The organism is Verminephrobacter aporrectodeae subsp. tuberculatae, assembly GCF_026127385.1.
Taxonomy (GTDB): Bacteria; Pseudomonadota; Gammaproteobacteria; order Burkholderiales; family Burkholderiaceae_C; genus Acidovorax; species Acidovorax aporrectodeae.
In genome coordinates, this window is the sequence record NZ_QZCX01000002.1 from 48,820 (window position 1) to 74,112 (window position 25,293).

Annotated in this window: 9 protein-coding genes; 5 read left to right on the top strand and 4 right to left on the bottom strand. The window is 65.6% G+C overall.

Translation table 11 applies throughout. The features are described from left to right. Positions 1–190 precede the first annotated feature (190 nt). On the bottom strand, positions 191–2,263 hold the full coding sequence (locus tag D5041_RS08525) for a SwmB domain-containing protein (protein ID WP_265284420.1): 2,073 nt from the start codon (positions 2,261–2,263) through the stop codon (positions 191–193). 430 nt (positions 2,264–2,693) lie between these two features. Beyond that, a complete protein-coding gene (locus D5041_RS08530; protein WP_169315429.1) occupies positions 2,694–2,834 on the bottom strand; it encodes a hypothetical protein in 141 nt (46 codons plus the stop codon). A gap of 118 nt (positions 2,835–2,952) precedes the next feature. On the opposite strand from D5041_RS08530, the gene D5041_RS08535 reads away from it, so the two are divergent. The 5 genes from D5041_RS08535 to D5041_RS08555 all read left to right on the top strand — a co-directional run bounded on the left by D5041_RS08535 (position 2,953) and on the right by D5041_RS08555 (position 5,121). Continuing rightward, entirely contained in the window at positions 2,953–3,171 is a 219-nt protein-coding gene (locus tag D5041_RS08535) for a DUF8778 family protein (RefSeq protein WP_201766167.1), read from the top strand. Then, on the top strand, positions 3,158–3,484 hold the full coding sequence (locus D5041_RS08540; RefSeq protein ID WP_010108018.1) for a type II toxin-antitoxin system PemK/MazF family toxin: 327 nt from the start codon (positions 3,158–3,160) through the stop codon (positions 3,482–3,484). The genes D5041_RS08535 and D5041_RS08540 overlap by 14 nt, the downstream gene beginning before the upstream one ends. Before the next feature lie 179 nt (positions 3,485–3,663). Beyond that, entirely contained in the window at positions 3,664–4,020 is a 357-nt protein-coding gene (locus D5041_RS08545) for an antitoxin VbhA family protein (RefSeq protein WP_265257643.1), read from the top strand. Next, positions 3,995–4,972: a Fic family protein gene (locus tag D5041_RS08550; RefSeq protein WP_265284421.1), complete on the top strand. Its 978-nt coding sequence runs from the start codon at positions 3,995–3,997 to the stop codon at positions 4,970–4,972. Before D5041_RS08545 ends, D5041_RS08550 begins: the two co-directional genes overlap by 26 nt. After that, on the top strand, positions 4,969–5,121 hold the full coding sequence (locus D5041_RS08555; RefSeq protein WP_169315430.1) for a hypothetical protein: 153 nt from the start codon (positions 4,969–4,971) through the stop codon (positions 5,119–5,121). Before D5041_RS08550 ends, D5041_RS08555 begins: the two co-directional genes overlap by 4 nt. Positions 5,122–5,342: 221 nt before the next feature. Here the strand turns inward: D5041_RS08555 and D5041_RS08560 are convergent, their stop codons facing one another. Next, the gene (locus D5041_RS08560; protein WP_265284422.1) at positions 5,343–18,068 is read right to left on the bottom strand and encodes a SwmB domain-containing protein; all 12,726 of its coding nucleotides are present in this window, start codon (positions 18,066–18,068) and stop codon (positions 5,343–5,345) included. A gap of 941 nt (positions 18,069–19,009) precedes the next feature. Beyond that, positions 19,010–25,180, bottom strand: a complete 6,171-nt coding sequence (locus D5041_RS08565) for a SwmB domain-containing protein (protein WP_265284423.1) — start codon at positions 25,178–25,180, stop codon at positions 19,010–19,012. Between the last annotated feature and the right edge of the window lie 113 nt (positions 25,181–25,293).

Here is a 25,293-nt window from a genome sequence, read left to right on the forward strand (position 1 = left end):
GCATTGCAGCCCTCTGGCGGCGCGCGCCAAGCGGCCGGCTCCGACGTGCCGGGCCGGCAATGCGGCCCGGACCCTGGGCGGCGTGCGCAGTCCCCGGGGAAGGCCGTGAATGGTTTCTTGAATGGTCTGAACCCCTGCCAATTTGGCGGGGCTCAGCGCGGGGCGGACCCGACTCGGGGGATGGCTTGCCTCAGAGCCAGAACCCGTCCTGCGCCCCGTTCGGCGCCTGGCCCACGATGGACAGCGGCATCTGCGCTGCGGCGCCGGACGCGGTGATGCTGCCGTTGGCCTCGCCGTCGGCGTCGAACGGGCCGCCGTCGGTGATCGAGAAGTCGAGCCGCAGCCGCCCGCCTTCGTTCACCATCTTGCCGCCATAAGGGCTGCTCGCCAGGTTCACCCAGGTGGTGCCGCCGTGGTCTTGCAGCCAGTAGCCGTTGGTGCCGATTTTCGGGTCCACGTACAGGCTGAAGGTCTCGGTGCTGCCGGTGGTCTCCAGCGTGGCCTGGAAACTGGTTAGCGCGATGGGTGTCTCCAGCGCCTGGGGTGTCTCGGCGGGTGCCGTCTTTTGCTCCAGGCTGGTGATGCGGGCGTGGCTGCCGGAGGTGACCTTGCCGCCCTGGCTGTCTGCGACCAGGGTCACCGAGGTGCCGGGACTGCCGCTGATCTTGGCGCTGAAGGAGGCGACTGCGGCCTGCGCGCTGTCCGCAATGCCGTCGTCGTTGCCGTCGCCGCGGGCGGAGCCCCAGGGGCCGATGGCCTGCCTTTCCTGTGTGTCGGACACGCCGTCGCTGTCCGCATTGAGTGCGACGGGGTTTGGTTTGGCTGCGCTGGGGTCTGGTTTGGGCGTGGGCGCTGACACGGGTGTGGGCTCGGGCGTGAGGTTCTCCACGGCCTGGTTGCCGAAGCTTGGCGCGTCGTTGCTGGCCGCGTCCTGTATTACGTTGTCGCCCGCCGGCTTGGTGTAGCTGAGCGTGAGCACCTCGTCGCTGGCCACGGCGCGGCTCAGCGTGAGCGTGACGGTCTTGCCCGTGACGGCAACGCTGCGCACGCGGATGGCCACGTCATCGCTGGAACTGCTGAGCGCAAACGCCGATGCGGGCGCGGTGTGGTGGGCGTCGAGCTTGTTTTCATCGGCGTAGATGAGCTCCAACTGGTCGCCGTTGACCGTGACGTCGCCAAGCTCCGGGGGCACGGTCTCCGGTATGGGCGTGTCGTTGCTCACGGCCTCGTTGCTGAGGTTTGCCGCGTCGTTGCCGGTGGCGTCCTGCACCACGTCGTTGCCCCCGGGCTTGGTGTAGCTGACGGTCAGCCGCTCCGCGTGGGTCACGGCGCGGCTCAGTGTCAGTGTGACGGTGTTGGCCGTTGCGTTCACCACGATGCCGGTGACGGGGATGGCCGCGCCCTCGGCGCTGTTCACCGCAAAGCCCGCGCTGCCCGTGCGCGCTGCCCCTTCCAGGTTGTTTGCCTCGGTGTAGGTCAGCACCAACTGGTTGCCGTTGACCGTGGCGCTACGGAACACCGGCGGCGTGGTGTCTGCTTCCGCGGACGTGTTGTTGGCCACGGCCTGGTCGATCAAGTTCGCGGCTTCGTTGCCGGTAGTGTCTTGCACCCCAGGGCCGGTCGTCGGCTTGGTGTAGCTGACGGTCACCTTCTGACCGTGTAGCACGGGGGCTTTCAGCGTCAGCGTGACGGTCTTGGCCGTTGCATTCACCACGGCGCTGAAGACTCCGTAGGCAATGGGGGCGGTGCCGTCCGCGCCGTGGCCGGCTACCGCAAAGCCTGCGTTGCCCGTGAGCGCGGCCGCGTCCAGGCTGCTGGCTTCGGTGTACGTGAGCACCAATTGATTGCCGTTGACCGCGGCGCTGCTGAACACCGGGGGCGTGGTGTCGGGTGTCGTATTCACCTCCGTGGCTGCAAAGTCGGGCAGGCGGTTGCCGATTGCGTCCTGTATGCCGCTGGTGTCGCTGGGTGTGCCGTCGGTGTAGGCGACGGTCGCGGTCTGGCCAACTGTCACGGCGGTAGTCAGCGTGAGCGTGATGGTTTTGGCCGCCCCGTCCACGGCGACTGCGGTGACGGCATTCGGGGTGCCAGCGACGAGCACCGCAAAGTCCCCGGGGGCCGGTTTGCGGGCCGGGTCCGCGTGCAGGTTGCTCGCGTCGCTAAAGCGGAGCACCAATTGGTTGCCGCTGGCCGTGGGGCGCGTGGCGCCGGTGGTGATCAGCTGCGGGGCCGTGGTGTCTGGTGTCGTGGTATCGGTCGTCATGGTGTTTCAGGGATGGGTGCGGGGGACGGGGGTTGGGTGCATGGCCCTTGTGAACAGCGGGGGCTCCGGTGGGCAGAGTCTGTTTGCGGGTCTGGTTCCGGAGGCGTTGTGCTCCTGTGGCGGCGCACGCCAAGCGGCGATTTCCGATCTCCAGGCTCCCGAGGGGGTCATTACCCCGCCGGCCCCCGGAGGCACGGCGTTCAAGCCGTGCCAAGCCCCGACCAACGCTTGGGTTGAGACGATGCATGCGAAGGAGGGGTAGCCCGACATGCCGCGCATCATACGTGTTAAGTTGAAATTTTCTATCTGAAAATGTACGTTATGCGTCCATCCATCCATTCGATCGCCGGGCAGCCGCTGGAAACCCCGGCGCTGCGCAAGAGGCAGGCCATGGCCGCAGAGATCGGATCCGACTCGGGGGAGGTTGGCCTCAGGGCCAGAACCCGCTATGCGCCCCGTCCGGTGCCGGACCCACGGTGGACAGTGGCATCTGCGCTGCGGCGCCGGGCGCGGTGATGACGCCGTCCAGCGCTGCCCCGTCCGGGCTATTGGCTTCGGTGTAGCTGAGCACCAACGGGTTGCTGCTGACTCCCGCCCGGGAGGGCAGGGCGGGTCGGATGGGTTCGATCGGCTAGCGTGTTGGGATGTAATACGTATTCAGTGTAGAGGAGGTGGGTATGCGCCGGAAAATGACGATCACGCTTGATGAGGCGGTTTATGAGGGGCTTTACCGGACGGTAGGGCGGCGGAAGATGAGCCAGTTCATTGAGGACTTGCTGAGGCCGCACGTGGTGGATACGTCACTTGATGACGGCTACCGGGCGATGGCTGCCGACATGGTGCGCGAGGCCGAAGCGATGGAATGGTGCAACGCCCTTGCCGGAGATATGGCCGATGCAGCGCGGTGAAGTATGGTGGGTCGAGTTCGACCCGGCAGTTGGCAGCGAAATCCGCAAGACGCGCCCGGCGGTGATCGTGAGCAACGATGCAGCCAATCGAAATCTGGCGCGGGTGGTGGTCGTGCCGCTGACCAGCAACACGGGGCAGCAGTACCCAGGCGAAGCGGTGGTTACTGCTGGCGGCCAAAGTAGCAAGGCGATGGCTGATCAGCTCATGGCTGCCGATAAGTCGCGGCTCAAAAGCCAGATGGGTACGTTATCCAAAGCGGATAGGTTGGCCATCGAGGATGCAATCAAGGTTCACTTGGCGCTACCACGGTAGTTCCGGCGTTCCAGCCAGTGCGTGCGCATCACCTGAATGGGTGTTCTTGGGGAGGGGCATCTTCGAAGGTCGATTTATGCAACAACGCCACACACTGGGTGACCTGTGCAATGTACATACATTAAAATGGAGGCCGGCTTATACGCCAAATTGCCATTTTTTTAAAAGAGGTACACAACATGTCCAAAGAAGTTCAAATGACGTTCCGGATTGAACCGGAATTGCGTGCCGAGTTTTCCAATGCCGCTTTGATGGAAGACCGCCCGGCCGCCCAGGTGCTGCGCGAACTCATGCGGGCCTATGTGATCGAAGCGCGCGCGCGTGCCAACAGACCGGTTAACGATGCCATTTCCCCGGCCGAAAGCCGGCGCCGCGAACAGGCCGTGAACTTCGCCCGTGCGTCCGTTGGCTTGGAAGGCTTCAAGCCTTCCGCCGAGGCAGAAGCCGGTGCGCGACAATTCATCAAGGGTGAAATCCAACTCGCCGACCTTTTCGTCAAAGTGAAGCCCGATGCAGAACAAGCCCACAGCCGCTAAAGCGTTGACGGCCGAACTGCGGCAGCAGCTCGAAGCCGATAACACGTTCAGGCGGGTTTTTCAGCTTGAGCTGGAGCCGGTGCGCGGCAACTTCGATGCCGCGCATTTGAAGGAGGTCAACCGACGCATCTTTCAGGACTTGCCGGGCGCTGGCTTTGGTGACGTGACGCCGGGCGAATTCCGCAAGCCGGTGCCCGATGGCGTGGACTGGATGAAGCAGCGCGGCCTATCAACCGTGGGAGGTTCGTTTTACGTCGCTTACTCGCGCATGGGCGATGCCGCCACGGACCGGCTGGACAAGGTGCTTGAATTGGCCAAGCCCGACGCACTGCGCGGGTTGAAGACGTCCGAATTCACGGCACGGTTCGCCAAGATTTATGCAGAGCTGGATTATGTTCACCCGTTTAGCGACGGCAACAGCCGCACGCTTCGCACCTTCACCAAGCAGCTTGCCAAGGAAGCTGGCTATGAAGTCGATTGGGAGCGGTTCGGTCGTAGTGATGTCGGGCGCGATCTTTTGTACATCGCCCGCGACCTCATCGTGAACGAGCTGGCGAAGCCGTACGTTCAGAATGAAAGCGCCATGCGAAAAATCCTGAGCACACAGGACAGACTGGAAGGTAATCGGGCCTTGCCCGATCTACTGCGCGATGCAGTACGGCCAAGCCGTGCTGTGGCCTTCGAGCAGATGACCGAGCGGGAAGCCTTGAAAGAATATCCAGAGCTGAAAGATGCATACGAGACGATGCACACAGCAGCGGCTTATTTTGAATCGAAGATGCCGGGCAAGCCCGAGGCGCAAGAGGCCGGCATTCAGTCGGTCATGGACCACGTTCAGAGCCGCTTGAACGCCGGGGAGACGGCCGATTTCAGCCGTGGCCGAGAGCAGGAAAAGCAGGAACTCCAGACCTCACGGCAACGGCCTGAGCCAGGGCCGGAGCATGATCGATGACGCAGAAAAGAAAAAGCCAGCAGATGGGCGAATCTGCTGGCTTTCATCACCAAACCACTTGCGCATATCCCGGTGACCTGGCGCCGAACGCTATAACTCTTTTATTTTTAAGGAAAATGTCGCTTTTCCAGGTGCTAAAACTGCAATGACTGTTGCGGGTTGCGCATGAAAGTGAATCGGACAGCCTTCACTTTTCGGCCTGCCTTGGCCGCTCCCCACTGGATCAAACGGACGGTCGCATAGGCACCCTTTCTTACCGAAACGCATTGCAATGCATGGCCGCGGGCATGCCGTGGCAGTGAATCAGGCCAGAACCGCGCAGGCGCAAGCGCGGTTCTTTTCCGGATGCATGCCGATTCGGGGGCCGGCCTCAGAGCCAGAACCCGCCATGCGTCCCATCCGGCGCCTGGCCCACGATGGACAGCGGCATCTTCGCTGCGGCGCCGGGCGCGGTGATGCTGCCGTTGGCTTGGCCGTCGGCGTCGAACGCTCCGCCGTCGGTGATCGTGAAGTCCAGCCGCAGCCGCCCGCCTTCGTCCACCATCTTGCCGCCGTAAGGGCTACTCGCCAGGTTCACCCAGGTGCCGCTGTGGTCTTGCAGCCAGTAGCCGTTGGCGCCGATCTTCGGGTCCACGTACAGGCTGAAGGTCTCGGTGCTGCCGGCGGTCTCCAGCGTGGCTTTGAAACTGGTCAGCGCGATCGGCGTCTCCAGCGCCTTGGGTGTTTGGGCGGGCGCTGCCTTTTGCTCCAGGCTGGTGATGCGGGTGGTGCTGCCCAAGGGGACCTTGCCGCCCTGGCTGTCTGCGACCAGGGTCACCGAGGTGCCGGAACCGCTGCTGGTCTTGGCGCTGAAGGAGGCGACTGCGGCCTGCGTGCTGTCCTGGATGCCGTCGTTGTTGCCGTCGCCGGGGGCGGAGCCCTTGGGGCCGATGGCCTGATTTTCTTGCGCGTCGGGCACGCCGTCGTGGTCCGCATTGGGCGCGCCGGGGTCGTGTTCCGGTGTGGGCGCGGGTCCGGGCGCGGGTCCAGGTCCGGGCGCGGGGGCCGGTGCGGGCGTGAAGTTTTCCACGGTCTGGTTGTGCAAGTCCACCGCGGCGTTGCCTGCCGCGTCCTGTATCGCGTTGTCGCCGGTCGCGGGCTTGGTGTAGCTGAGCGTGAGCTTTTCGCCGTTGGCCACGGCGCGGCTCAGCGTCAGCGTGACGGTCTTGCCCGTGATGGCAACGTCGCTCACGTTGATGGCCGCAGCGCCGGGACTGTTCAGTGCAAACGCCGATGCGGGCGCGCTGTGGTTTGCGTTCAGGTGGTTTGCATCGGCGTAGTGGAGCTCCAGCTGGTTGCCGTTGACCGAGGCGTCGATGAACTCCGGGGGCCTGGTGTCTGCTTGCGCGGGCGTGTTGTTCGTCACCGCCTGGTTGTTGAAGTCCACTGCGTCGTTGCCCGCAGCATCCTGCACCACGGCGCCGGATGCTGGTTTGGTGTAGTTGACTTTCACCGTCTCAGCCTGGGTCACGGCGCGGCTCAGCGTCAGGGTGACGGTCTTGTTCGTCGCATGCACCACGGCGCTGCTGACGGTGATGGCCGTGCCCGTGCTGCTGCTCACCGTAAAGCCTGCGTTGCCCGCGAGTGCGGCCGCGTCCAGGGTGTTGGCTTCGGTGTAGCTGATCACCAGCTGGTCGCCGTTGACCGCGGCGCTGTTGAACACCGGGGCCGTGTTGTCTGTTGGCGCTGCGGGTGCCGCCGGCGTGTTGTTCGTCACCGCCTGCTCGCTGAAGCTCACTGCGTCGTTGCCCGCAGCATCCTGCACCACGGCGCCGGATGCTGGTTTGGTGTAGTTGACTTTCACCGTCTCAGCCGGGGTCACGGCGCGGCTCAGCGTCAGGGTGACGGTCTTGGCCGTCGCATGCACCACGGCGCCGCTCACGGTGATGGCCGTGCCCGTGGTGCTGCTCACCGTAAAGCCGGCGTTGCCCGCGAGTGCGGCCGGGTCCAGGGTGTTGGCTTCGGTGTATGTGATCACCAGTTGGGTGCCGTTGACCGCGGCGCTGTTGAACACCGGGGCCGTGGTGTCTTCTGGCGCTGCGGGTGCCGCCGGCGTGTTGTTCGTCACCGCCTGCTCGCTGAAGCTCACTGCGTCGTTGCCCGCAGCGTCCTGCACCACGGCGCCGGATGCTGGTTTGGTGTAGTTGACTTTCACCGTCTCAGCCTGGGTCACGGCGCGGCTCAGTGTGAGCGTGACGGTCTTGGCCGTCGCATCTACCACGGCGCTGCTCACGGTAATGGCCGTGCCCGTGCTGCTGCTCACCGTAAAGCCGGCGCTGCCCGCGAGTGCGGCCGCGTCCAGGGTGTTGGCTTCGGTGTATGTGATCACCAGCTGGTCGCCGTTGACCGCGGCGCTGCTGAACACCGGGGGCGTGGTGTCTGTTGCTGCTGGCGTGTTGTTGACCACCCCGGTGGCGGCAAAGCTGGCCACGTCGTGGCCTGCGGCGTTCTGTATCGCGTTGGTGTCGTTGCCGGTCGTGGGGTCGGTGTAGGCGACGGTGACCGACTGGCCGTGGGTGACTGCCGTGGTCAGCGTGAGCGTGACGGTCTTGGCTTGGGCCTGGACGGTGACGTGGGTGACGGTGTTCGCGACGCCATTCACAAGCACCGTAAAGGCCCCGTTGGCCGGTTTGTGGTCCGGGTCCGCGTCCAGGTTGCTGGTGTCGTTGAAGCTGAGTACCAGTTGGTCGCCGGTGACCTTGGGGGACGTGGCGCCGGTGGTGATCAGCTGCGGGGCCGTGGTGTCCGGCACCCGGGTGTCCACGGTGTAGTTGGCGCTGCTGGCGGTGCCGGTACTGGAGCGGCCTGCCACGTTGGCTACGCCGGTCAGGTTGACGCGGATGGTGTTGGTCGCGTCGCTGACGTTGGCATCGGGTGTGAAGGTGGCGGTCCAGGTTTTGTTGGCGGCGTATGTGAGTGCGCTCAATGTGCCGTTGGCCTGCGTCAGATCGATGTCATCGATCGTGAAGCCAATGACCACTTGGTTGAAGGTGAAGGTGACGGTCGTTGTTTCGCCCGCGGTGAGCGCGGTATCGGTCAGCGTGATCGTGGCGGCAGGGAGCGCGGTGTTCACGATGAAGTTGGCGCTGGTGGCGCTGCCGGTTGCGGCAGTGCCTGCGGCGTCGGTCACGCCCGCGAGGTTCACGCTGATGGTGTTGCTTTCGGCGATGACGCCCGCCGTGGGCGTGAAGGTGGCCGTCCAGGTTCGGCCGTCGGCGCTGAGTATGAGGTCGCTGAGCGTGCCGTTGGCCCGGGTCGCGTCCACGTCATCGAGCGTGAAGCCGTTGACGGGCTTGTTGAAGGCGATGATGACGATCGCCTTTTCTCCCGTCATGAGGCGGTCATCGGTCAGCGTGACGCGTGCGCTCAGGCCGGATGTCTGGCCCGTGGTGCCGGGCCGGGTGTCAATGGTGTAGTTGCTGCTGACGGAGGTACTCGTACCATTGCCCGCCAAGTCCGCCACGCCGTCCGATCTGACGCGGATTTTGTTCTCGGCATCGTTGACATTCGCTGCGGGCGTGAAGGTGGCGGTCCAAGTCCTCCTGTCATCTCCGATGGCGGTCAGCGGACCCAGCGTGCCGTTGGCCCGTGTCAGGTCGATGTCGTCGGCGTCAAAGCCGGTGACGGGCTCGTTGAAGCTGAAGGTGACGGTAGTGGTTTCGCCCGGGGTGAGGACGGTGTCGCCCAGCCTGATGGTGACGCCGGGCGCCATGATGTCGATGTCGTAGGTGACCGTGGAGACGGCCTGGCCCACACCGGCGGTGCCTGCGGAGTTGGTCACGCCGGCGAGGTTGACGCGGATCTGGTTGCCCGTTGAGTTGTACTTGCCGGATCCGAAGCCTTCGGGCGCAAACAGATCCTGCATGGTCGGAGCCGTCAGCGTGACCGTCCAGGTGATGCCGCCGTCGGTGCTCCTCAGGTCGTTGGCCAGCGTCGCGTAACCGCCCACGGTCAGGTCGGCGATGGTGAAGCTGTCGGTCGCGATGGCTTCGGCGAAGCGGATGGTGACGGTGGTGCTCTCGCCAATGCTCAGCTTGTCGTCGGCGATCGTGATCGGGTTGGTCGCTGCGAGCGTGGGGCGCTGGGTGCCTCCCCCTGCTGGCGGGCTGGTGTTCGTCACCGCCTGCTCGCTGAAGCTCACTGCGTCATTGCCCGCCGCATCCTGCACCACGGCGCCGGATGCTGGTTTGGTGTAGCTGACTTTCACCGTCTCAGCCGGGGTCACGGCGCGGCTCAGCGTGAGCGTGACGGTCTTGTCCGTCGCGTGCACCACGGCGCCGCTCACGGTGATGGCTGTGCCCGTGGTGCTGCTCACCGTAAAGCCGGCGTTGCCCGCGAGTGCGGCTGGGTCCAGGGTATTGGCTTCGGTGTACGTGAGCACCAGTTGGGTGCCGTTGACCGCGGCGCTGTTGAACACCGGGGCCGTGGTGTCTTCTGGCGCTGCGGGTGCCGCCGGCGTGTTGTTCGTCACCGCCTGCTCGCTGAAGCTCACTGCGTCATTGCCCGCAGCGTCCTGCACCACGGCGCCGGATGCTGGTTTGGTGTAGTTGACTTTCACCGTCTCAGTCGGGGTCACGGCGCGGCTCAGCGTGAGCGTGACGGTCTTGTCCGTCGCGTGCACCACGGCGCCGCTCACGGTGATGGCTGTGCCCGTGGTGCTGCTCACCGTAAAGCCGGCGTTGCCCGCGAGTGCGGCTGGGTCCAGGGTATTGGCTTCGGTGTACGTGAGCACCAGTTGGGTGCCGTTGACCGCGGCGCTGCTGAACGCCGGGGGCGTGGTGTCTTCTGGCGCTGCGGGTGCCGCCGGCGTGTTGTTCGTCACCGCCTGGTCGCTGAAGCTCACTGCGTCATTGCCCGCTGCATCCTGCACCACGGCGCCGGATGCTGGTTTGGTGTAGTTGACTTTCACCGTCTCAGCCTGGGTCACGGCGCGGCTCAGCGTGAGCGTGACGGTCTTGTCCGTCGCGTGCACCACGGCGCTGCTCACGGTAATGGCCGTGCCCGTGCTGCTGCTCACCGTAAAGCCGGCGTTGCCCGGGAGTGCGGCCGCGTCCAGGGTATTGGCTTCGGTGTATGTGATCACCAGTTGGCTGCCGTTGACCGCGGCGCTGCTGAACGCCGGGGGCGTGGTGTCTGTTGCTGCTGGCGTGTTGTTCGTCACCGCCTGCTCGCTGAAGCTCACTGCGTCGTTGCCCGCAGCGTCCTGCACCACGGCGCCGGATGCGGGTTTGGTGTAGTTGACTTTCACCGTCTCAGTCGGGGTCACGGCGCGGCTCAGCGTGAGCGTGACGGTCTTGTTCGTCGCATGCACCACGGCGCCGCTCACGGTAATGGCCGTGCCCGTGGTGCTGCTCACCGTAAAGCCGGCATTGCCCGCGAGTGCGGCCGGGTCCAGGGTATTGGCTTCGGTGTATGTGATCACCAGTTGGCTGCCGTTGACCGCGGCGCTGTTGAACACCGGGGGCGTGGTGTCTTCTGGCGCTGCGGGTGCCGCCGGCGTGTTGTTCGTCACCGCCTGGTCGCTGAAGCTCACTGCGTCATTGCCCGCTGCATCCTGCACCACGGCGCCGGATGCTGGTTTGGTGTAGTTGACTTTCACCGTCTCAGTCGGGGTCACGGCGCGGCTCAGCGTGAGCGTGACGGTCTTGTTCGTCGCATGCACCACGGCGCCGCTCACGGTAATGGCCGTGCCCGTGGTGCTGCTCACCGTAAAGCCGGCGTTGCCCGCGAGTGCGGCTGGGTCCAGGGTATTGGCTTCGGTGTATGTGATCACCAGCTGGTCGCCGTTGACCGCGGCGCTGTTGAACACCGGGGCCGTGTTGTCTGTTGGCGCTGCGGGTGTCGCCGGTGTGTTGTTCGTCACCGCCTGGTCGCTGAAGCTCACTGCGTCATTGCCCGCTGCATCCTGCACCACGGCGCCGGATGCTGGTTTGGTGTAGTTGACTTTCACCGTCTCAGTCGGGGTCACGGCGCGGCTCAGCGTGAGCGTGACGGTCTTGTTCGTCGCATGCACCACGGCGCCGCTCACGGTAATGGCCGTGCCCGTGGTGCTGCTCACCGTAAAGCCGGCGTTGCCCGCGAGTGCGGCTGGGTCCAGGGTATTGGCTTCGGTGTATGTGATCACCAGCTGGTCGCCGTTGACCGCGGCGCTGTTGAACACCGGGGCCGTGTTGTCTGTTGGCGCTGCGGGTGTCGCCGGTGTGTTGTTCGTCACCGCCTGCTCGCTGAAGCTCACTGCGTCGTTGCCCGCTGCATCCTGCACCACGGCGCCGGATGCTGGTTTGGTGTAGTTGACTTTCACCGTCTCAGCCGGGGTCACGGCGCGGCTCAGCGTGAGCGTGACGGTCTTGTTCGTCGCGTGCACCACGGCGCCGCTCACGGTGATGGCCGTGCCCGTGCTGCTGCTCACGGTAAAGCCGGCGCTGCCCGCCAGGGCTGCCGCGTCCAGGCTGTTGGCTTCGGTGTACGTGATCACCAGTTGGGTGCCGTTGACCGCGGCGCTGCTGAACACCGGGGGGGTGGTGTCGGGTGTCGTATTCACCTCCGTGGCCGCAAAGCCGGTCAGGCGGTTGCCTTGTGCGTCCTGTATGGCGCTGATGTCGTTGGGTGTGCTGTCGGCGTAGGCGACGGTCGTTGTCTGGCCAGGTGTCACGGCGGTGGTCAGCGTGAGTGTGATGGTCTTGGCGGCCCCGTCCACGGCGACTGCGGTGACGGCATTCGCGACGCCAGCGACGCGCACCGTAAAGTCCCCGGTGACCGGCTTACGGGTCGGGTCCACGCTCAGGTTGTTCGCGTCGCTAAAGCTGAGCACCAGTTGGTTGCCGCTGGCCGTGGGGCGCTTGGCGCCGGTGGTGATCAGCTGCGGGCCATAGATGTCTGTTGTGTTGTCGAACACCTCGGCGGCCAAAAAGCTGTCCAAACGGTTGCCGTGTATGTCCTGTATGCCTTTGCCGCCGGTGGGCGTGCTGTCCTGGTAGGCAATGGTCAAGCTCTTGCCACGTGGTGTTATGGGAGTGTCCAATACCAACTGGATGTACTTGTACCTTCCATCCACCGTCACGCTGCGGACGGCGATGCGGGCGCCATCGAGGAGCACCGTGAAGTCCCCGCTGGCCGGTGCGTGGTCCAGGTCCTCGTCCAGATCGCTCGTGTCGCTGAATCTGATTACCAATGCAACGTCGCCGGTGAGCGTGGGGAGCCCGGTGCCCGTGGTGATGAGTCGTGGGGGCGTGGTGTCCGTGGACGTGTTGTTCGTCACCGCCTGGTCGCTGAAGCTCACTGCGTCATTGCCCGCAGCGTCCTGCACCACGGCGCCGGATGCTGGTTTGGTGTAGTTGACTTTCACCGTCTCAGTCGGGGTCACGGCGCGGCTCAGCGTGAGCGTGACGGTCTTGTTCGTCGCATGCACCACGGCGCTGCTTACGGTGATGGCCGTGCCCGTGGTGCTGCTCACGGTAAAGCCGGCGCTGCCCGCGAGTGCGGCCGGGTCCAGGGTGTTGGCTTCGGTGTACGTGAGCACCAGTTGGCTGCCGTTGACCGCGGCGCTGCTGAACGCCGGGGGCGTGGTGTCCGTCCGGGTGTCCACGGTGTAGTTCTCGCTGATGGCGGTGCCGGTACCGGAGCGGCCTGCCATGTTGGTTACGCCAGCCAGGTTGACGCTGATGGTGTTGCTCGCGTTGCTGAAGTTGGCCTTGGGCGTGAAGGTGGCGGTCCAGGTTTTGTTGCCGGTGTCGGGTATGTATACGAGTGCGCTCAATGTGCCGTTGGCCTGAGTCAGATCGATGTCATTCAGCGTGAAGTCGGTGACATCTTGGTTGAAGGTGAAGGTGACGGTCGTCGTTTCGCCCGTGGTGAGCGCGGTATCGGCCAGCGTGATCGTGGCGGCAGGGAGCGCGGTGTGCACGATGAAGTTGTCGCTGGTGACGCTGCCGGTGCCGGCGGTGCCTGCGGCGTCGGTCACGCCCGCGAGGTTCACGCTGATGGTGTTGGTCTCGTCGATGACGTTGGCCGTGGGCGTGAAGGTGGCCGTCCAGGTTCTGCCGTCGGCGCTGCATGCGAGGTCGCTGAGCGTGCCGCTGGCCCGGGTCCCGTCCACGTCATCGATCGTGAAGCTGTTGACGGGTTTGTTGAAGGCGATGATGACGGCCGCCTTTTCTCCCGTCATGAGGGGGCTATTGGTCAGCGTGACGCGTGCGCTCAGGTCGGATGGCTGGTTCGTGCTGCCGGGCCGGGTGTCAATGCTGTAGTTGTCGCTGGGGGAGGTGCCGTTCGACGTATTGCCCGCCAAGTCCGTCACGCCGCGGTAGTTGACGCGGATGCTGTTGGTGGCAGTGTTGGTATCCGCTGTGGGCGTGAAGGTGGCGGTCCAACTCCTGCCATCTCCGAGGGCGGTCAGCGGACCCAGCGCGCCGTGGGCCTGTGACAGGTCGATGTTGGCGGCGGTAAAGCCATTGACGGGCTCGCTGAAGCTGAAGGTGACGGTGGTGGTTTCACCCGCGGTGAGGGCGTTGTCGCCCAGCGTGATGCTGACGCCGGGCGAGAAGACGTCGATGTCGTAGGTGACCATGGAGATGGCCTGGCCCACACCGGCGTTGCCTGCGAGGTTGGTCACGCCGGTGAGGTTGACGCGGATCTGGTTGCCCGTTGAGTTGTACCGGCTGCTGTCGTAGTTCGGGGTGTTTCGGAAATCCTCCTGCCCCGGGGCCGTCAGCGTGACCGTCCAGGTGGTGCCGCCGTCGGTGCTTTGCAGGTTGGACAGCTTCGCGTAACCGCCCACGGTGAGGTCGGCGATAGTAAAGCTGTCGGTCGCGATGGCTTCGGCGAAGCGGATGGTGACGGTGGTGCTCTCGCCAACGCTCAGCTTGTCGTCGGCGATCGTGATCGGGTTGGTCGCTGCGAGCGTGGGGAGCCGGGTGCCTCCCGCTGCTGGCGGGCTGTTGTTCGTCACCGCCTGGTCGCTGAAGCTCACTGCGTCGTTGCCCGCAGCGTCCTGCACCACGGCGCCGGATGCTGGTTTGGTATAGCTGACTTTCACCGTCTCAGCCTGGGTCACGGCGCGGCTCAGCGTGAGCGTGACGGTCTTGTTCGTCGCATGCACCACGGCGCCGCTTACGGTGATGGCCGTGCCCGTGGTGCTGCTCACGGTAAAGCCGGCGCTGCCCGCGAGGGCTGCCGCGTCCAGGGTGCCCGCTTCGGTGTACGTGATCACCAGTTGGCTGCCGTTGACCGCGGCGCTGCTGAACGCCGGGGGCGTGGTGTCCGGCAGCCGGGTGTCCACGGTGTAGTTCGCGCTGTCGGCGGTGCCGGTACTGGAGCGGCCTGCCACGTTGGCTACGCCGGTCAGGTTGACGCGGATGGTGTTGGTTGCGCCGCTGACGTCGGCCTTGGGTGTGAGGGTGGCGGTCCAGGTTTGGTTGTCGGTGGTCGTGAGCGCGCCGAGCGTGCCGGTGGCGGTGTCGAGCACGATGTCATCCATCGTGAAGCCGAAGACCACTTGGTTGAAGCGGAAGGTGACGGTCGTTGTTTCGCCCGCGGTGAGCGCGGTATCGGCCAGCGTGATCGTGGCGGCAGGGAGCGCGGTGTGCACGATGAAGTTGTCGCTGGTGGTGCGGCCGGTACCGGCGGTACCGGCGGTACCGGCGGCGTAGGTCACGCCCGCGAGGTTCACGCTGATGGTGTTGGTCTCGGCGATGACGTTGGCCGTGGGCGTGAAGGTGGCCGTCCAGGTTCTGCCGTCGGCGCTGCGTGTGAGGTCGCTGAGCGTGCCGTGGGCCCGGGTCCCGTCCACGTCATCGAGCGTGAAGTCGTTGACGGGTTTGTTGAAGGCAATGATGACGGTCGCCTTTTCTCCCGTCGTGAGGCGCTCATCGGTCAGCGTGACGCTTGCGCTCAGGCCGGTTGTCTGGTCCGTGCTGCCGGGCTGGGTGTTAATGCTGTAGTTGCTGCTGGTGGAGATGACGTTGGCACTCGCCTTGTTGCCCGCCAAGTCCGTCACGCCGTCCAATTTGACGATGATTTTGTTCTCGGCAACGTTGGTATTCGCTGTGGGCGTGAAGGTGGCGGTCCAGGTCCTGCCATCGGTGAGGGCGGTCAGCGGACCCAGCGTGCCGTGGGCCTGTGTCAGGTCGATGTCGTCGGCGTCAAAGCCGGTGACGGGCTCGTTGAAGCTGATGGTGACGGTGGTGGTTTCGCCCGTGGTGAGGGCGCTGTCGCCCAGCGTGATGGCGACGGTGGGCGCTATGGCGTCGATGTCGTAGGTGACCGTGGAGACGGCCTGGCCCACACCGGCGTTGCCTGCGGGGTTGGTCACGCCGGTGAGGTTGACGCTGATCTGGTTGCCCGTTGAGCTGTACTTGCCGGGGTTGTAGTATCCGGTCTCCCATATATCCCGCGCGGTTGGAGCCGTCAGCGTGACCGTCCAGGTGGTGCCGCCGTCGGTGCTGCGCAGGTTGGACAGCGTCGCGTAACCGCCCACGGTCAGGTCGGCGATGGTGAAGCTGTCGGTCGCGATGGCTTCGGCGAAGCGGATGGTGACGGTGGTGCTCTCGCCAATGCTCAGCTTGTCGTCGGCGATCGTGATCGGGTTGGTCGCTGCGAGCGTGGGGAGCCGGGTGCCTCCCGCTACTGGCGGGCTGTTGTTCGTCACCGCCTGCTCGCTGAAGCTCACTGCGTCGTTGCCCGCAGCGTCCTGCACCACGGCGCCGGATGCTGGCTTGGTGTAGCTGACCTTCACCGTCTCAGCCGGGGTCACGGCGCGGCTCAGCGTGAGCGTGACGGTCTTGTTCGTCGCATGCACCACGGCGCCGCTCACGGTAATGGCCGTGCCCGTGGTGCTGCTCACCGTAAAGCCGGCGCTGCCCGCGAGGGCTGCCGCGTCCAGGCTGTTGGCTTCGGTGTACGTGAGCACCAGTTGGCTGCCGTTGACCGCGGCGCTGCTGAACGCCGGGGGCGTGGTGTCTGCTGCCGCTGCCGTGTTGTTGGTCACGGGCTGGCCCCCGAAGGGGGCAGCGTCATTGCCGGCGACGTCCTGTATGACGCCCCATGGTTCGTTCCTGCCGCCGTGGGGGGCCTCGTAGCCGATTCTCACCACTTGGCTGGGCGTCACGGCTTTTGCCAGTGTCAGCGTGATGGTCCCTGCGGGTCCATTCACGGCCACTGCTGAAACCCAGTAGCTGTTGCGGAATTCGTCGCCTACGACGCTCACCACGAAAGCCGACAAGACCGGTGGTCTGCTGCTGCCGTCCAGCGGCTCGCTGAACGTGAGCAGCAACTGGTCGCCGTTGACCGCGGCGCTGCGCAGCACCGGGGGCGTGGTGTCTGCTGGCGGGCTGTTGTTGGTCACGGCCTGGGCGCTGAAGCTCACTGCGTCGTTGCCCGCAGCGTCCTGCACCACGGCGCCGGATTCGGGTTTGGTGTAGCTGACGGTCACCGTCTCCGTTGCGGCCACGGCGCGGCTCAGCGTGAGCGTGACGGTCTTGTTCGTCGCATGCACCACGGCGCCGCTTACGGTGATGGCCGTGCCCGTGGTGCTGCTCACGGTAAAGCCGGCGCTGCCCGCGAGTGCTGCCGGGTCCAGGGTGTTCGCTTCGGTGTACGTGAGCACCAGTTGGCTGCCGTTGACCGCGGCGCTGCTGAACGCCGGGGGCGTGGTGTCCGTCCGGGTGTCCACGGTGTAGTTCTCGCTGCTGGCGCTGCCGGTCCCGGAGCGGCCTGCCACGTTGGCTACGCCGGTCAGGTTGACGCTGATGGTGTTGCTCGCGTTGCTGAAGTTGGCCTTGGGTGTGAAGGTGGCGGTCCAGGTTTTGTTGCCGGTGTCGGGTATGTATACGAGTTCGCTCAATGTGCCGTTGGCCTGCGTGAGATCGATGTCATCCAGCATGAAGCCGCGGACCACTTGGTTGAAGCTGAAGGTGACGGTCGTCGTTTCGCCCGCGGTGAGCGCGGTATCGGTCAGCGTGATCGTGGCGGCAGGGAGCGCGGTGGTCACGATGAAGTTGCTGCTGGTGACGCGGCCGGTACCGGCAGTGCCTGCGGCGTCGGTCACGCCCGCGAGGTTCACGCTGATGGTGTTGGTCTCGTCGATGACGCCCGCCGTGGGCGTGAAGGTGGCCGTCCAGGTTCGGCCGTCGGCGCTGAGTGTGAGGTCGCTGAGCGTGCCGTTGGCATGGGTCCCGTCCACGTCATCGAGCGTGAAGCCGGTGACGGGTTTGTTGAAGGCGATGATGACGGTCGCCTTTTCTCCCGTCGTGAGGCGACTATCGGTCAGCGTGACGCTTGCGCTCAGGCCGGATGTCTGGCCCGTGCTGCCGGGCCGGGTGTCAATGCTGTAGTTGTCGCTGAAGGAGGCGCCCGACGTATTGCCTGCCAAGTCCGTCAGGCTTCTGACGCCGATGCTGTTGCCGGTGGTGTTGATATTCGCTGTGGGCGTGAAGGTGGCGGTCCAGGTCCTGCCGTCTCCGAGGGCGGTTAGCGGACCCAGCGTGCCGTTGGTCCGTGTCAGGTCGATGTTGGCGGCGGTAAAGCTGGTGACGGGCTCGCTGAGGCTGAAGGTGACGGTGGTGGTTTCGCCCACGGTGAGGGCGCTGTCGCCCAGCGTGATGATGGTGCCGGGCCCGATGGTGTCGATGTCGTAGGTGACCGTGGAGACGGCCTGGCCCACACCGGCGTTGCCTGCGAGGTTGGTCACGCCGGTGAGGTCGACGCGGATCTGGTTGCCCGTTGAGTTGTAGTTGGTGATGCTACCGAAGGGGACATCATCCACCCCAGGAACCTTCAGCGTGACCGTCCAGGTGGTGCCGCCGTCGGTGCTGCGCAGGTTGGACAGCGTCGCGCCTCCGCCCACGCGCAGGTCGGCGGTGGTAAAGCTGTCGATCGCGATGGCTTCGGCGAAGCGGATGGTGACGGTGGTGCTCTCGCCAATGCTCAGTTTGGCGTCGCCAAGATTGGCGCCGCCGATCGTGATCGGGTTGGTCGCTGCGAGCGTGGGGAGCTGGGTGCCCCCGGTGTTCGTGGTCTCGCCCGAGCGGAGGCTGGGGCTGGTGTGCGAATCGGTGTTCATGGTGCTTTGGTCGTGGATGGGGGGTGAAAGAGGGGTTTGGGGGCATGGCCCTGTGGACAGGGGATGCACCCGGGGCGATTCCGGAGCTCAGCGTCTGTTCGCGGTCTTGTCCGAAGGGATGTGTTGCGCGCCTCTGGCGGCGTGCGCCAGGAGGCCATCCCCGCTGTGCGGGGACCGATAACGCAGCCTGAACCGTGGGGGGCATGCGCAGTCCTCGGGGAGGGACGTGAACGGTTTCTTGAATGTTTTGAATCCCTGCCGATCCGGCAGGGGGGGCATCGCGGGACGGTGCGCGCGTGCGTGACTGCTTTGGGTAGCAGGTGGCAGCTTGCGTCCGGGGGCTCTGTCCGACACCCGCGTTTGGGCGCCAGTGGGGGTGAGATCAGCAGCCCGCCGTGCAGCTTGGGCAGCGGTTCTTGCAGCGTGCGGGGATGCGCAGCGTTCAGGTAGCGCCATGGTCCTGCCCCTATTTGAGGAGGCGCTGCATGGGGAGGAGGAAGGGCCCGACATGTCGCGAATTGTACGTGACGGATTGCAATTTCATGGCTGAGAAAGGTAAGTGTGCGCCCGTTCGTCGGACGGTCGGACAGGCGGGCATGGTTCTCGGACAGACGGACATGGATGATGGCAACACCCGGGTGGAAGCCCTGGCGTTGCACGGGATCGGGCGCTGCGAGAGCGGCACCGCGCGGGTCTTCCTGTAGGTCGGGCGCGCGCAGCCTGATGCCGCGCGCGGGTCTCGGGGATCAGGAGTTTCCGACCCAAGCAGGCAGGGTGCTGCTTGGGCCTTGGTGTCCCCTGCCGCAAGGGGCGCTGCGGCGCTGCTGCGGGTGCAGATTGGTTACATGGCCGCGGGCATGCCGTGGCAGGGAATCAGGCCAGAACCGCGCAGGCGCAATGGCGGTTCTTTTCCGGATGCGTGCGCGATTCGGGGGCCGGCCTCAGAGCCAGAAGCCGCCATGCGCCACGTCCGGCGCCTGGCCCACGATGGACAGCGGCATCTGCGCGGCGGTGCCGGACGCGGTGATGCTGCCGTTGGCCTCGCCGTCGGCGTCGAACGCTCCGCCGTCGGTGATCGTGAAGTCCAGCCGCAGCCGCCCGCCCTCGTCCACCATCTTGCCGCCGTAAGGGCTGCTTGCCAGGTTCACCCAGGTGCCGCCGTGGTCTTGCAGCCAGTAGCCGTTGGCGCCGATCTTCGGGTCCACGTAGAGGCTGAAGGTCTCGCTGCTGCCGGCGGTCTCCAGCGTGGCCTTGAAGCTTGTCAGCGCGATCGGCGTCTCCAGCGCCTGGGGCGTCTGGGCGGGCGCTGCCTTTTGCTCCAGGCTGGTGATGCGGGTGGTGCTGCCCAAGGGGACCTTGCCGTCCTGGCTGTCTGCGACCAGGGTCACCGAGGTGCCGGAACCGCTGCTGGTCTTGGCGCTGAAGGAGGCGACTGCGGCCTGCGTGCTGTCCTGGATGCCGTCGTTGTTGCCGTCGCCGGGGGCGGAGCCCTTGGGGCCGATGGCCTGATTTTCCTGCGCGTCGGGCACGCCGTCGTGGTCCGCATTGGACGTGCCGGGGTCGTGTTCCGGCGCGGGCGCGGGTCCGGGTCCGGGCGCGGGGGCCGGTGCGGGCGTGAAGTTGTACACGGTCTGGTTGTGCAAGTCCACCGCGGCGTTGCCTGCCGCGTCCTGTATCGCGTTGTCGCCGGTCGCCGGCTTGGTGTAGCTGAGCGTGAGCTTCTCGCCATTGGCCACGGCGCGGCTGAGCGTCAGCGTGATGGTCTTGCCCGTGATGGCAACGTCGCTCACGCTGATGGCCGCAGCGCCGGGACTGCTCAGCGCAAACGCCGATGCGGGCGTGGTGTGGTTTGCGTTCAGGTGGTTGGCATCGGCGTAGTGGAGCTCCAGCTGGTTGCCGTTGACCGAGGCGTCGATGAACAGCGGGGCCGCGGTGTCTGCTTGCGCGGGCGTGTCGTTCTTTACCTCCTGGTCGCTGAAGTTCACTGCGTCGTTGCTGGCAGCGTCCTGCACCACGGCGCCGGATGCCGGCTTGGTGTAGCTGAGCTTCACCGTCTCCACGCTGGTCACGGCGCGGCTCAGCGTCAGGGTGACGGTCTTGGCCACCCCGTTCACCACGGCGCTGCTGACGGTAATGGCCGTGCCCGTGCTGCTGCTCACCGTGAAGCCCGCGTTGCCCGCGAGCGCTGCCGCGTCCAGGATGTTGGTTTCGGTGTAGCTGATCACCAGCTGGTCGTCGGTGACCGTGGCGCTGTGGAACAGCGGGGGCGTGGTATCCCGGGTGTCCACGGCGTAGTTGGCGCTCGTGGCCTCACCCACGCCGGGGTTGCCAGCGTTGTCGCTCACCTTGGCGAGGTCTACGTTGATGACATTCACCGGGGCGTTGACGTTGGCCGTGGGCGTGAAGGTGGCTGTCCAGACCGTGCGCGCGGCGTTGGCCGTGGGCGTGCTCAGTGTGCCGTTGGTGCACGTGATGTCGCTGGCGTCAAAGCCGTTGACGGGCTCGGTGAAGGTGAAGCTGACTGTTGTGCTCTCGCCCGCGGTGAGCGCGCGGTCGGTGATCCTGATGGTGGCGTTGAGCCCCTCGTTGGGCACCCGGGGTGTGTTGTTCGCCACCGCCTGGCTGTTGAAGTCCGCCGCGTCGTTGCCCGCAGCGTCCTGCACCACGGCGCCGGATGCGGGTTTGGTGTAGCTGACCTTTACCGTCTCAGCCGGGGTCACGGCGCGGTTCAGCGTGAGCGTGACGGTCTTGGCCGCCCCGTTCACCACGGCGCTGCTCACGGGAATGGCCGTGCCCGTGGCGTTGCTCACGGTAAAGCCGGCGTTGCCCGGGAGTGCTGCCGGGTCCAGGGTATTGGCTTCGGTGTAGCTGATCACCAGCTGGTTGCCGGTGACCGCGGCGCTGTTGAACGCCGGGGGCGTGGTGTCGGGCGGTGTAGTCACCTCCGTGGCCGCAAAGCTGGCCAGCCGGTTGTCTTTTGTGTCCTGTATGCCGCTGGTGTCGTTGGGTGTGCTGTCCTGGTAGGCGACGGTCGCCGTCTGGCCAGCTATCACGGCGGTGCTCAGCGTGAGCGTGATGGTCTTGTCCGCCCCGTTCACGGCGACTGCGGTGACGGCATTCGCGGCGCCATTCACAAGCACCGTAAAGTCCCCGGTGGCCGGCTTGCGGGTCAGGTCCTCGCTCAGGTTGTTCGCGTCGCTAAAGCGGAGCACCAGCTGGTCGCCGCTGGCCGAGGGGCGCGTGGCGCCGGTGGTGATCAGCTGCGGGGCCGCCTTGTCCGATGCCTTATTGATTACCGCCGTGGTCGGAAAGCTGTCCAGGCGATTGCCTGTCGTGTCCTTGATGGCTCTGTCGTCATTGGGTGTGCTGTCCTGGTAGGCGACGGTCACGCTCTGACCAGCGGTCACGGGGGTAGCCAGCGTCAGCAACATGACCTTGGTATTTTCCGGCACGGTGACACTGCTGACAGCCCTGGTGGCACCAGCCACGAACACCGTGAAGTCCGTGGCGGCCGGCGCGTGGTCCGGCTTCGCGTCCAGACGGCTCGTGTCGTCGAATGTGAGCACCAGTTCGTCGCCCTTGTCGTTGACGTAGGGGGCCAAGTACTCCTTGCCGGGGCCTGCGTTGCTGGTGGTAATCAGCTGCGGGGCCGTGGTGTCTGCTGGCGTGTTGTTCGTCACGGCCTTGTTGCTGAAGTTTGCCGCGTCATTGCCCGCAGCGTCCTGCACCACGGCGCCGGATGCGGGTTTGGTGTAGCTGACGCGCACCGTCTCCACGCGGGCCACGTCGTGGTTCAGCGTGAGCGTGACGGTCTTGGCCGTCGCGTTCACCACGGCGTCCGTCACGGTAAGGTCCGTGCTCAGGTCGCTGCTCACCGTAAAGCTTGTGCGCGCCAGCGCGGCCGGGTCCAGGGTGTTGGCTTCGGTGTAGCTGATCACCAGCTGGTTGCCGTTGACCGTGGCGCTGCTGAACTCCGGGGGCGTGGTGTCTGCCGCTGCGGGCGTGTTATTGACTACATCGGTGGCAGCAAAGCTGGCCGCGTCCTGGCCCAAAGTATCCTGTATCGCGTCGGTGTCGTTGCGGCCCGTGGGGTCGGTGTAGGCGACGGTGACCGATTGGCCGTGGGTGACCGCCGTGGTCAGCGTCAGCGTCACGGTCTTGGCCTGGCCATCAACGGTGACGTTGGTGACGGCGTTCGCGACGCCATTGACAAGCACCGCAAAAGCCCCGTTGGCTGGCTTGTTGTTCGCTTCCAGCGACCGTGCGTCGATGAAGCTGAGCACCAGCTGATTGCCGTTGACCTTGGGGGACGCGGTGCCGGTGGTGATCAGTTCCGGGCCCTCGGTGTCTGCTGTGGCGCCGATCACCACCTCCGTGGCCGAAAAGCTGGTCAAGCGGTTGCCGTGAATGTCCTGTATGCCCTTGTTGTCGGTGGACGTGCTGTCCTGGTAGGCGACGGTCACGCTCTGACCAGCGACCACGGGGGGGTTGGCCAGTTCCAGCAGGATGTACTTTCCCGGTCCATCCACAGCCACACCGCTGACGGTGCGGAGGGCACCATTGACGCGCACCGTAAAGTCCCCGATGGCCGGCGCGTGGTCCCGGTCCGCGTCCAGATTGCTCGTGTCGCTGAATCTGATCGTCAACATGGTGCCGCCGAGGAGCTCGGGGCGATGGATGCCTGTGGTCAAGAGCTCCGGGGCCGTGGTGTCCGCCGTGCCGCTGGGTGTGTTGTTGGTCACCGCCTGCTCGCTGAGGTTCGCCGCGTCGTTGCCCGCAGCGTCCTGCACCACGGCGCCGGATGCTGGTTTGGTGTAGCTGACTTTCACCGTCTCCGCCGGGGTCACGGCGCGGCTCAGCGTGAGCGTGACGGTCTTGTTCGTCGCATGCACCACGGCGCTGCTCACGGTGATGTCCGTGCCCGTGGGGCTGGTCACCGTAAAGCCTGCGTTGCCCGGGAGTGCGGTCGCGTCCAGGGTGCCCGCTTCGGCGTAGCTGATCACCAGCTGGTTGCCGCGGACCGTGGCGCTGCTGAACACCGGGGGCGTGGTGTCGGGTGTCGTATTCACCTCCGTGGCCGCAAAGCCGGTCAGGCGGTTGCCTCTTTCGTCCTGTATGGCGCTGATGTCGTTGGGTGTGCTGTCGGCGTAGGCGACGGTCGTTGTCTGACCAGGGGTCACGGCGGTGGTCAGCGTGAGCGTGACGGTCTTGGCGGCCCCGTCCACGGTGACTGCGGTGACGGCATTCGCGACGCCAGCGACGCGCACCGCAAAGTCCCCGGTGACCGGCTTGCGGGTCGGGTCCACGCTCAGGTTGTTCGCGTCGCTAAAGCTGAGCACCAGTTGGTTGCCGCTGGCCGTGGGGCGCATGGCACCGGTGGTGATCAGCTGCGGGGCACCCGTGTCCAATACGCTATTGACTGCCTCCGTGGCCGGGAAGCTGTCCAGGCGATTGCCTGCCGTGTCCTGTATGCCGTTGCCCTCGGTGTCGGTGGGTGTGCTGTCCTGGTAGGCGACGGTCACTCGCTGACCAGCGGCCACGGGGGTAGCCAGCACCAGGAAGATGACCTTGTTCTCTGCATCCATGGTCACACTGTTGACAGTCCGGAGGACATCATCCACGCGCACCGTGAAGTCCCCGGCGGCCGGCATGTGGTCCTTGTCCAGATGGTTCGTGTCGCTGAATGTGAGCAACAGTTGTCCACCGTTTCTGTTGACGGTGGGGAACTGGTACTCGTTGCCGGTGGTGATCAGCTGCGGGGCCGTGTTGTCTGTGTTGTTGGTCACCGCCCGGTCGCTGAAGTTCGCCGCGTTGTTGCCCGCAGCGTCCTGCACCCCGGCGCCGGATGCGGGTTTGGTGTAGCTGACTTGCACCGTCTCAGTCTGGGTCACGGCGCGGCTCAGCGTGAGCGTGACGGTCTTGGCCGCTGCGTTCACCACGGCGCTGCTCACGGTAATGGCCGTGTCCGTGCTGCTGCTCACCGCATAGCCGGCGTTGCCCGTGAGCGCGGCCGCGTTCAGGGTGTTGACTTCGGCGTAGGTGAGCACCAGCTGGTTGCCGTTGACCGTGGCGGTATCGATCGCCGGGGGCGTGGTGTCCGTCCGGGTGTCCACGGTGTAGTTGGCGCTGGCGGCGGTGACGGTACCGGCGCGGTCAGCGTTGTTGGTCACGCCGGAGAGGTTCACCCGGATGGTGTTCGCTGCGGCATTGACGTTGGCCGTGGGTGTGAAGGTGGCCGTCCAGATTTTGTTGTCGGTGTCGGGCGTGAGCGTGAGCGCGCCCAGCGTGCCGTTGGCGTTGGTGAGCACGACGTCGCTGGCGTCAAAGCCTTTGACGGACTCGCTGAAGGTGAAGGTGACGGTGGTGGTTTTGCCCGCGGTGAGCGCGCTGTCCGCCAGGGTGATCGTGGCAGTGGGCGGACCGAAGTCAAGGACGTAGGGGCTTTGATTCAAATACCCCGAGATCCCCGTGTTGCCCGCGACGTCGGTGACGTTGCTCAGCTGGATGCCGAGGATGCCGGGCCCTGATCTGCCGGAAGCCGGGGCAGTGAGCGTGAACGTCCAGGTAATACCGTCGGTGGTGTGCAGGTTGGACAAGGTGCCTGTATCGGGCTGAGGGTTAAGTTTTGCCAGGGTGAAACTGTCCCGATTGAGTGCTTCGGAAAAGATGAGGGTGGCGGTGGTCGATTCGCCGGCGCTGAGCTTGGACTTGGTGAAGGTGAGGGAGACCACGTCGGGCCGCTTGGTATCCACGGAGTAGTTGGTGCTGGCGGCGCTGCCAGTCCCGGCCCTGCCTGCGGCGTTGGTCACGCCAGCCAGGTTCACGCTGATGGTGTTGCTGCTGTCCTCGACCTTGTCCGTGGGCGTGAAGGTGGCCGTCCAGGTTTTGCCGTCGGCGTTGGCCGTGAGCGCGCCCAGCGTGCCGTTGGCGTCGGTGAGCACGACGTCGCTGGCGTCAAAGCCGGAGACGGACTCGCTGAAGCTGAAGGTGACGGTGGTGGTCTCGCCCGCGGTGAGCGCGGTGTCCGCCAGCGTGATCGTGGCGGTCGGGCCGGCGGTGTTCGTGGTCTCGCCCGAGCGGGGGCTGGGGGTGGTGTGCGAATCGGTGTTCATGGTGCTTTGGGAGTGGATGGGGGGTGGACGGGGTTTGGGGGCATGGCCCTGGGGACAGGGGGTGCGCCCGGGGCGATTCCGGGGGCAGCGCCTGTTCGTGGTCTTGTTTGAAG

Bases quoted from the DNA above. Each gene is read 5' to 3' on its own strand.
- D5041_RS08525 (WP_265284420.1), bottom strand. From the start codon at position 2,263: ATGACGACCGATACCACGACACCAGACACCACGGCCCCGCAGCTGATC.
- D5041_RS08535 (WP_201766167.1), top strand. From the start codon at position 2,953: ATGACGATCACGCTTGATGAGGCGGTTTATGAGGGGCTTTACCGGACG.
- D5041_RS08540 (WP_010108018.1), top strand. From the start codon at position 3,158: ATGCAGCGCGGTGAAGTATGGTGGGTCGAGTTCGACCCGGCAGTTGGC.
- D5041_RS08545 (WP_265257643.1), top strand. From the start codon at position 3,664: ATGTCCAAAGAAGTTCAAATGACGTTCCGGATTGAACCGGAATTGCGT.
- D5041_RS08550 (WP_265284421.1), top strand. From the start codon at position 3,995: ATGCAGAACAAGCCCACAGCCGCTAAAGCGTTGACGGCCGAACTGCGG.
- D5041_RS08555 (WP_169315430.1), top strand. From the start codon at position 4,969: ATGACGCAGAAAAGAAAAAGCCAGCAGATGGGCGAATCTGCTGGCTTT.
- D5041_RS08560 (WP_265284422.1), bottom strand. From the start codon at position 18,068: ATGAACACCGATTCGCACACCAGCCCCAGCCTCCGCTCGGGCGAGACC.
- D5041_RS08565 (WP_265284423.1), bottom strand. From the start codon at position 25,180: ATGAACACCGATTCGCACACCACCCCCAGCCCCCGCTCGGGCGAGACC.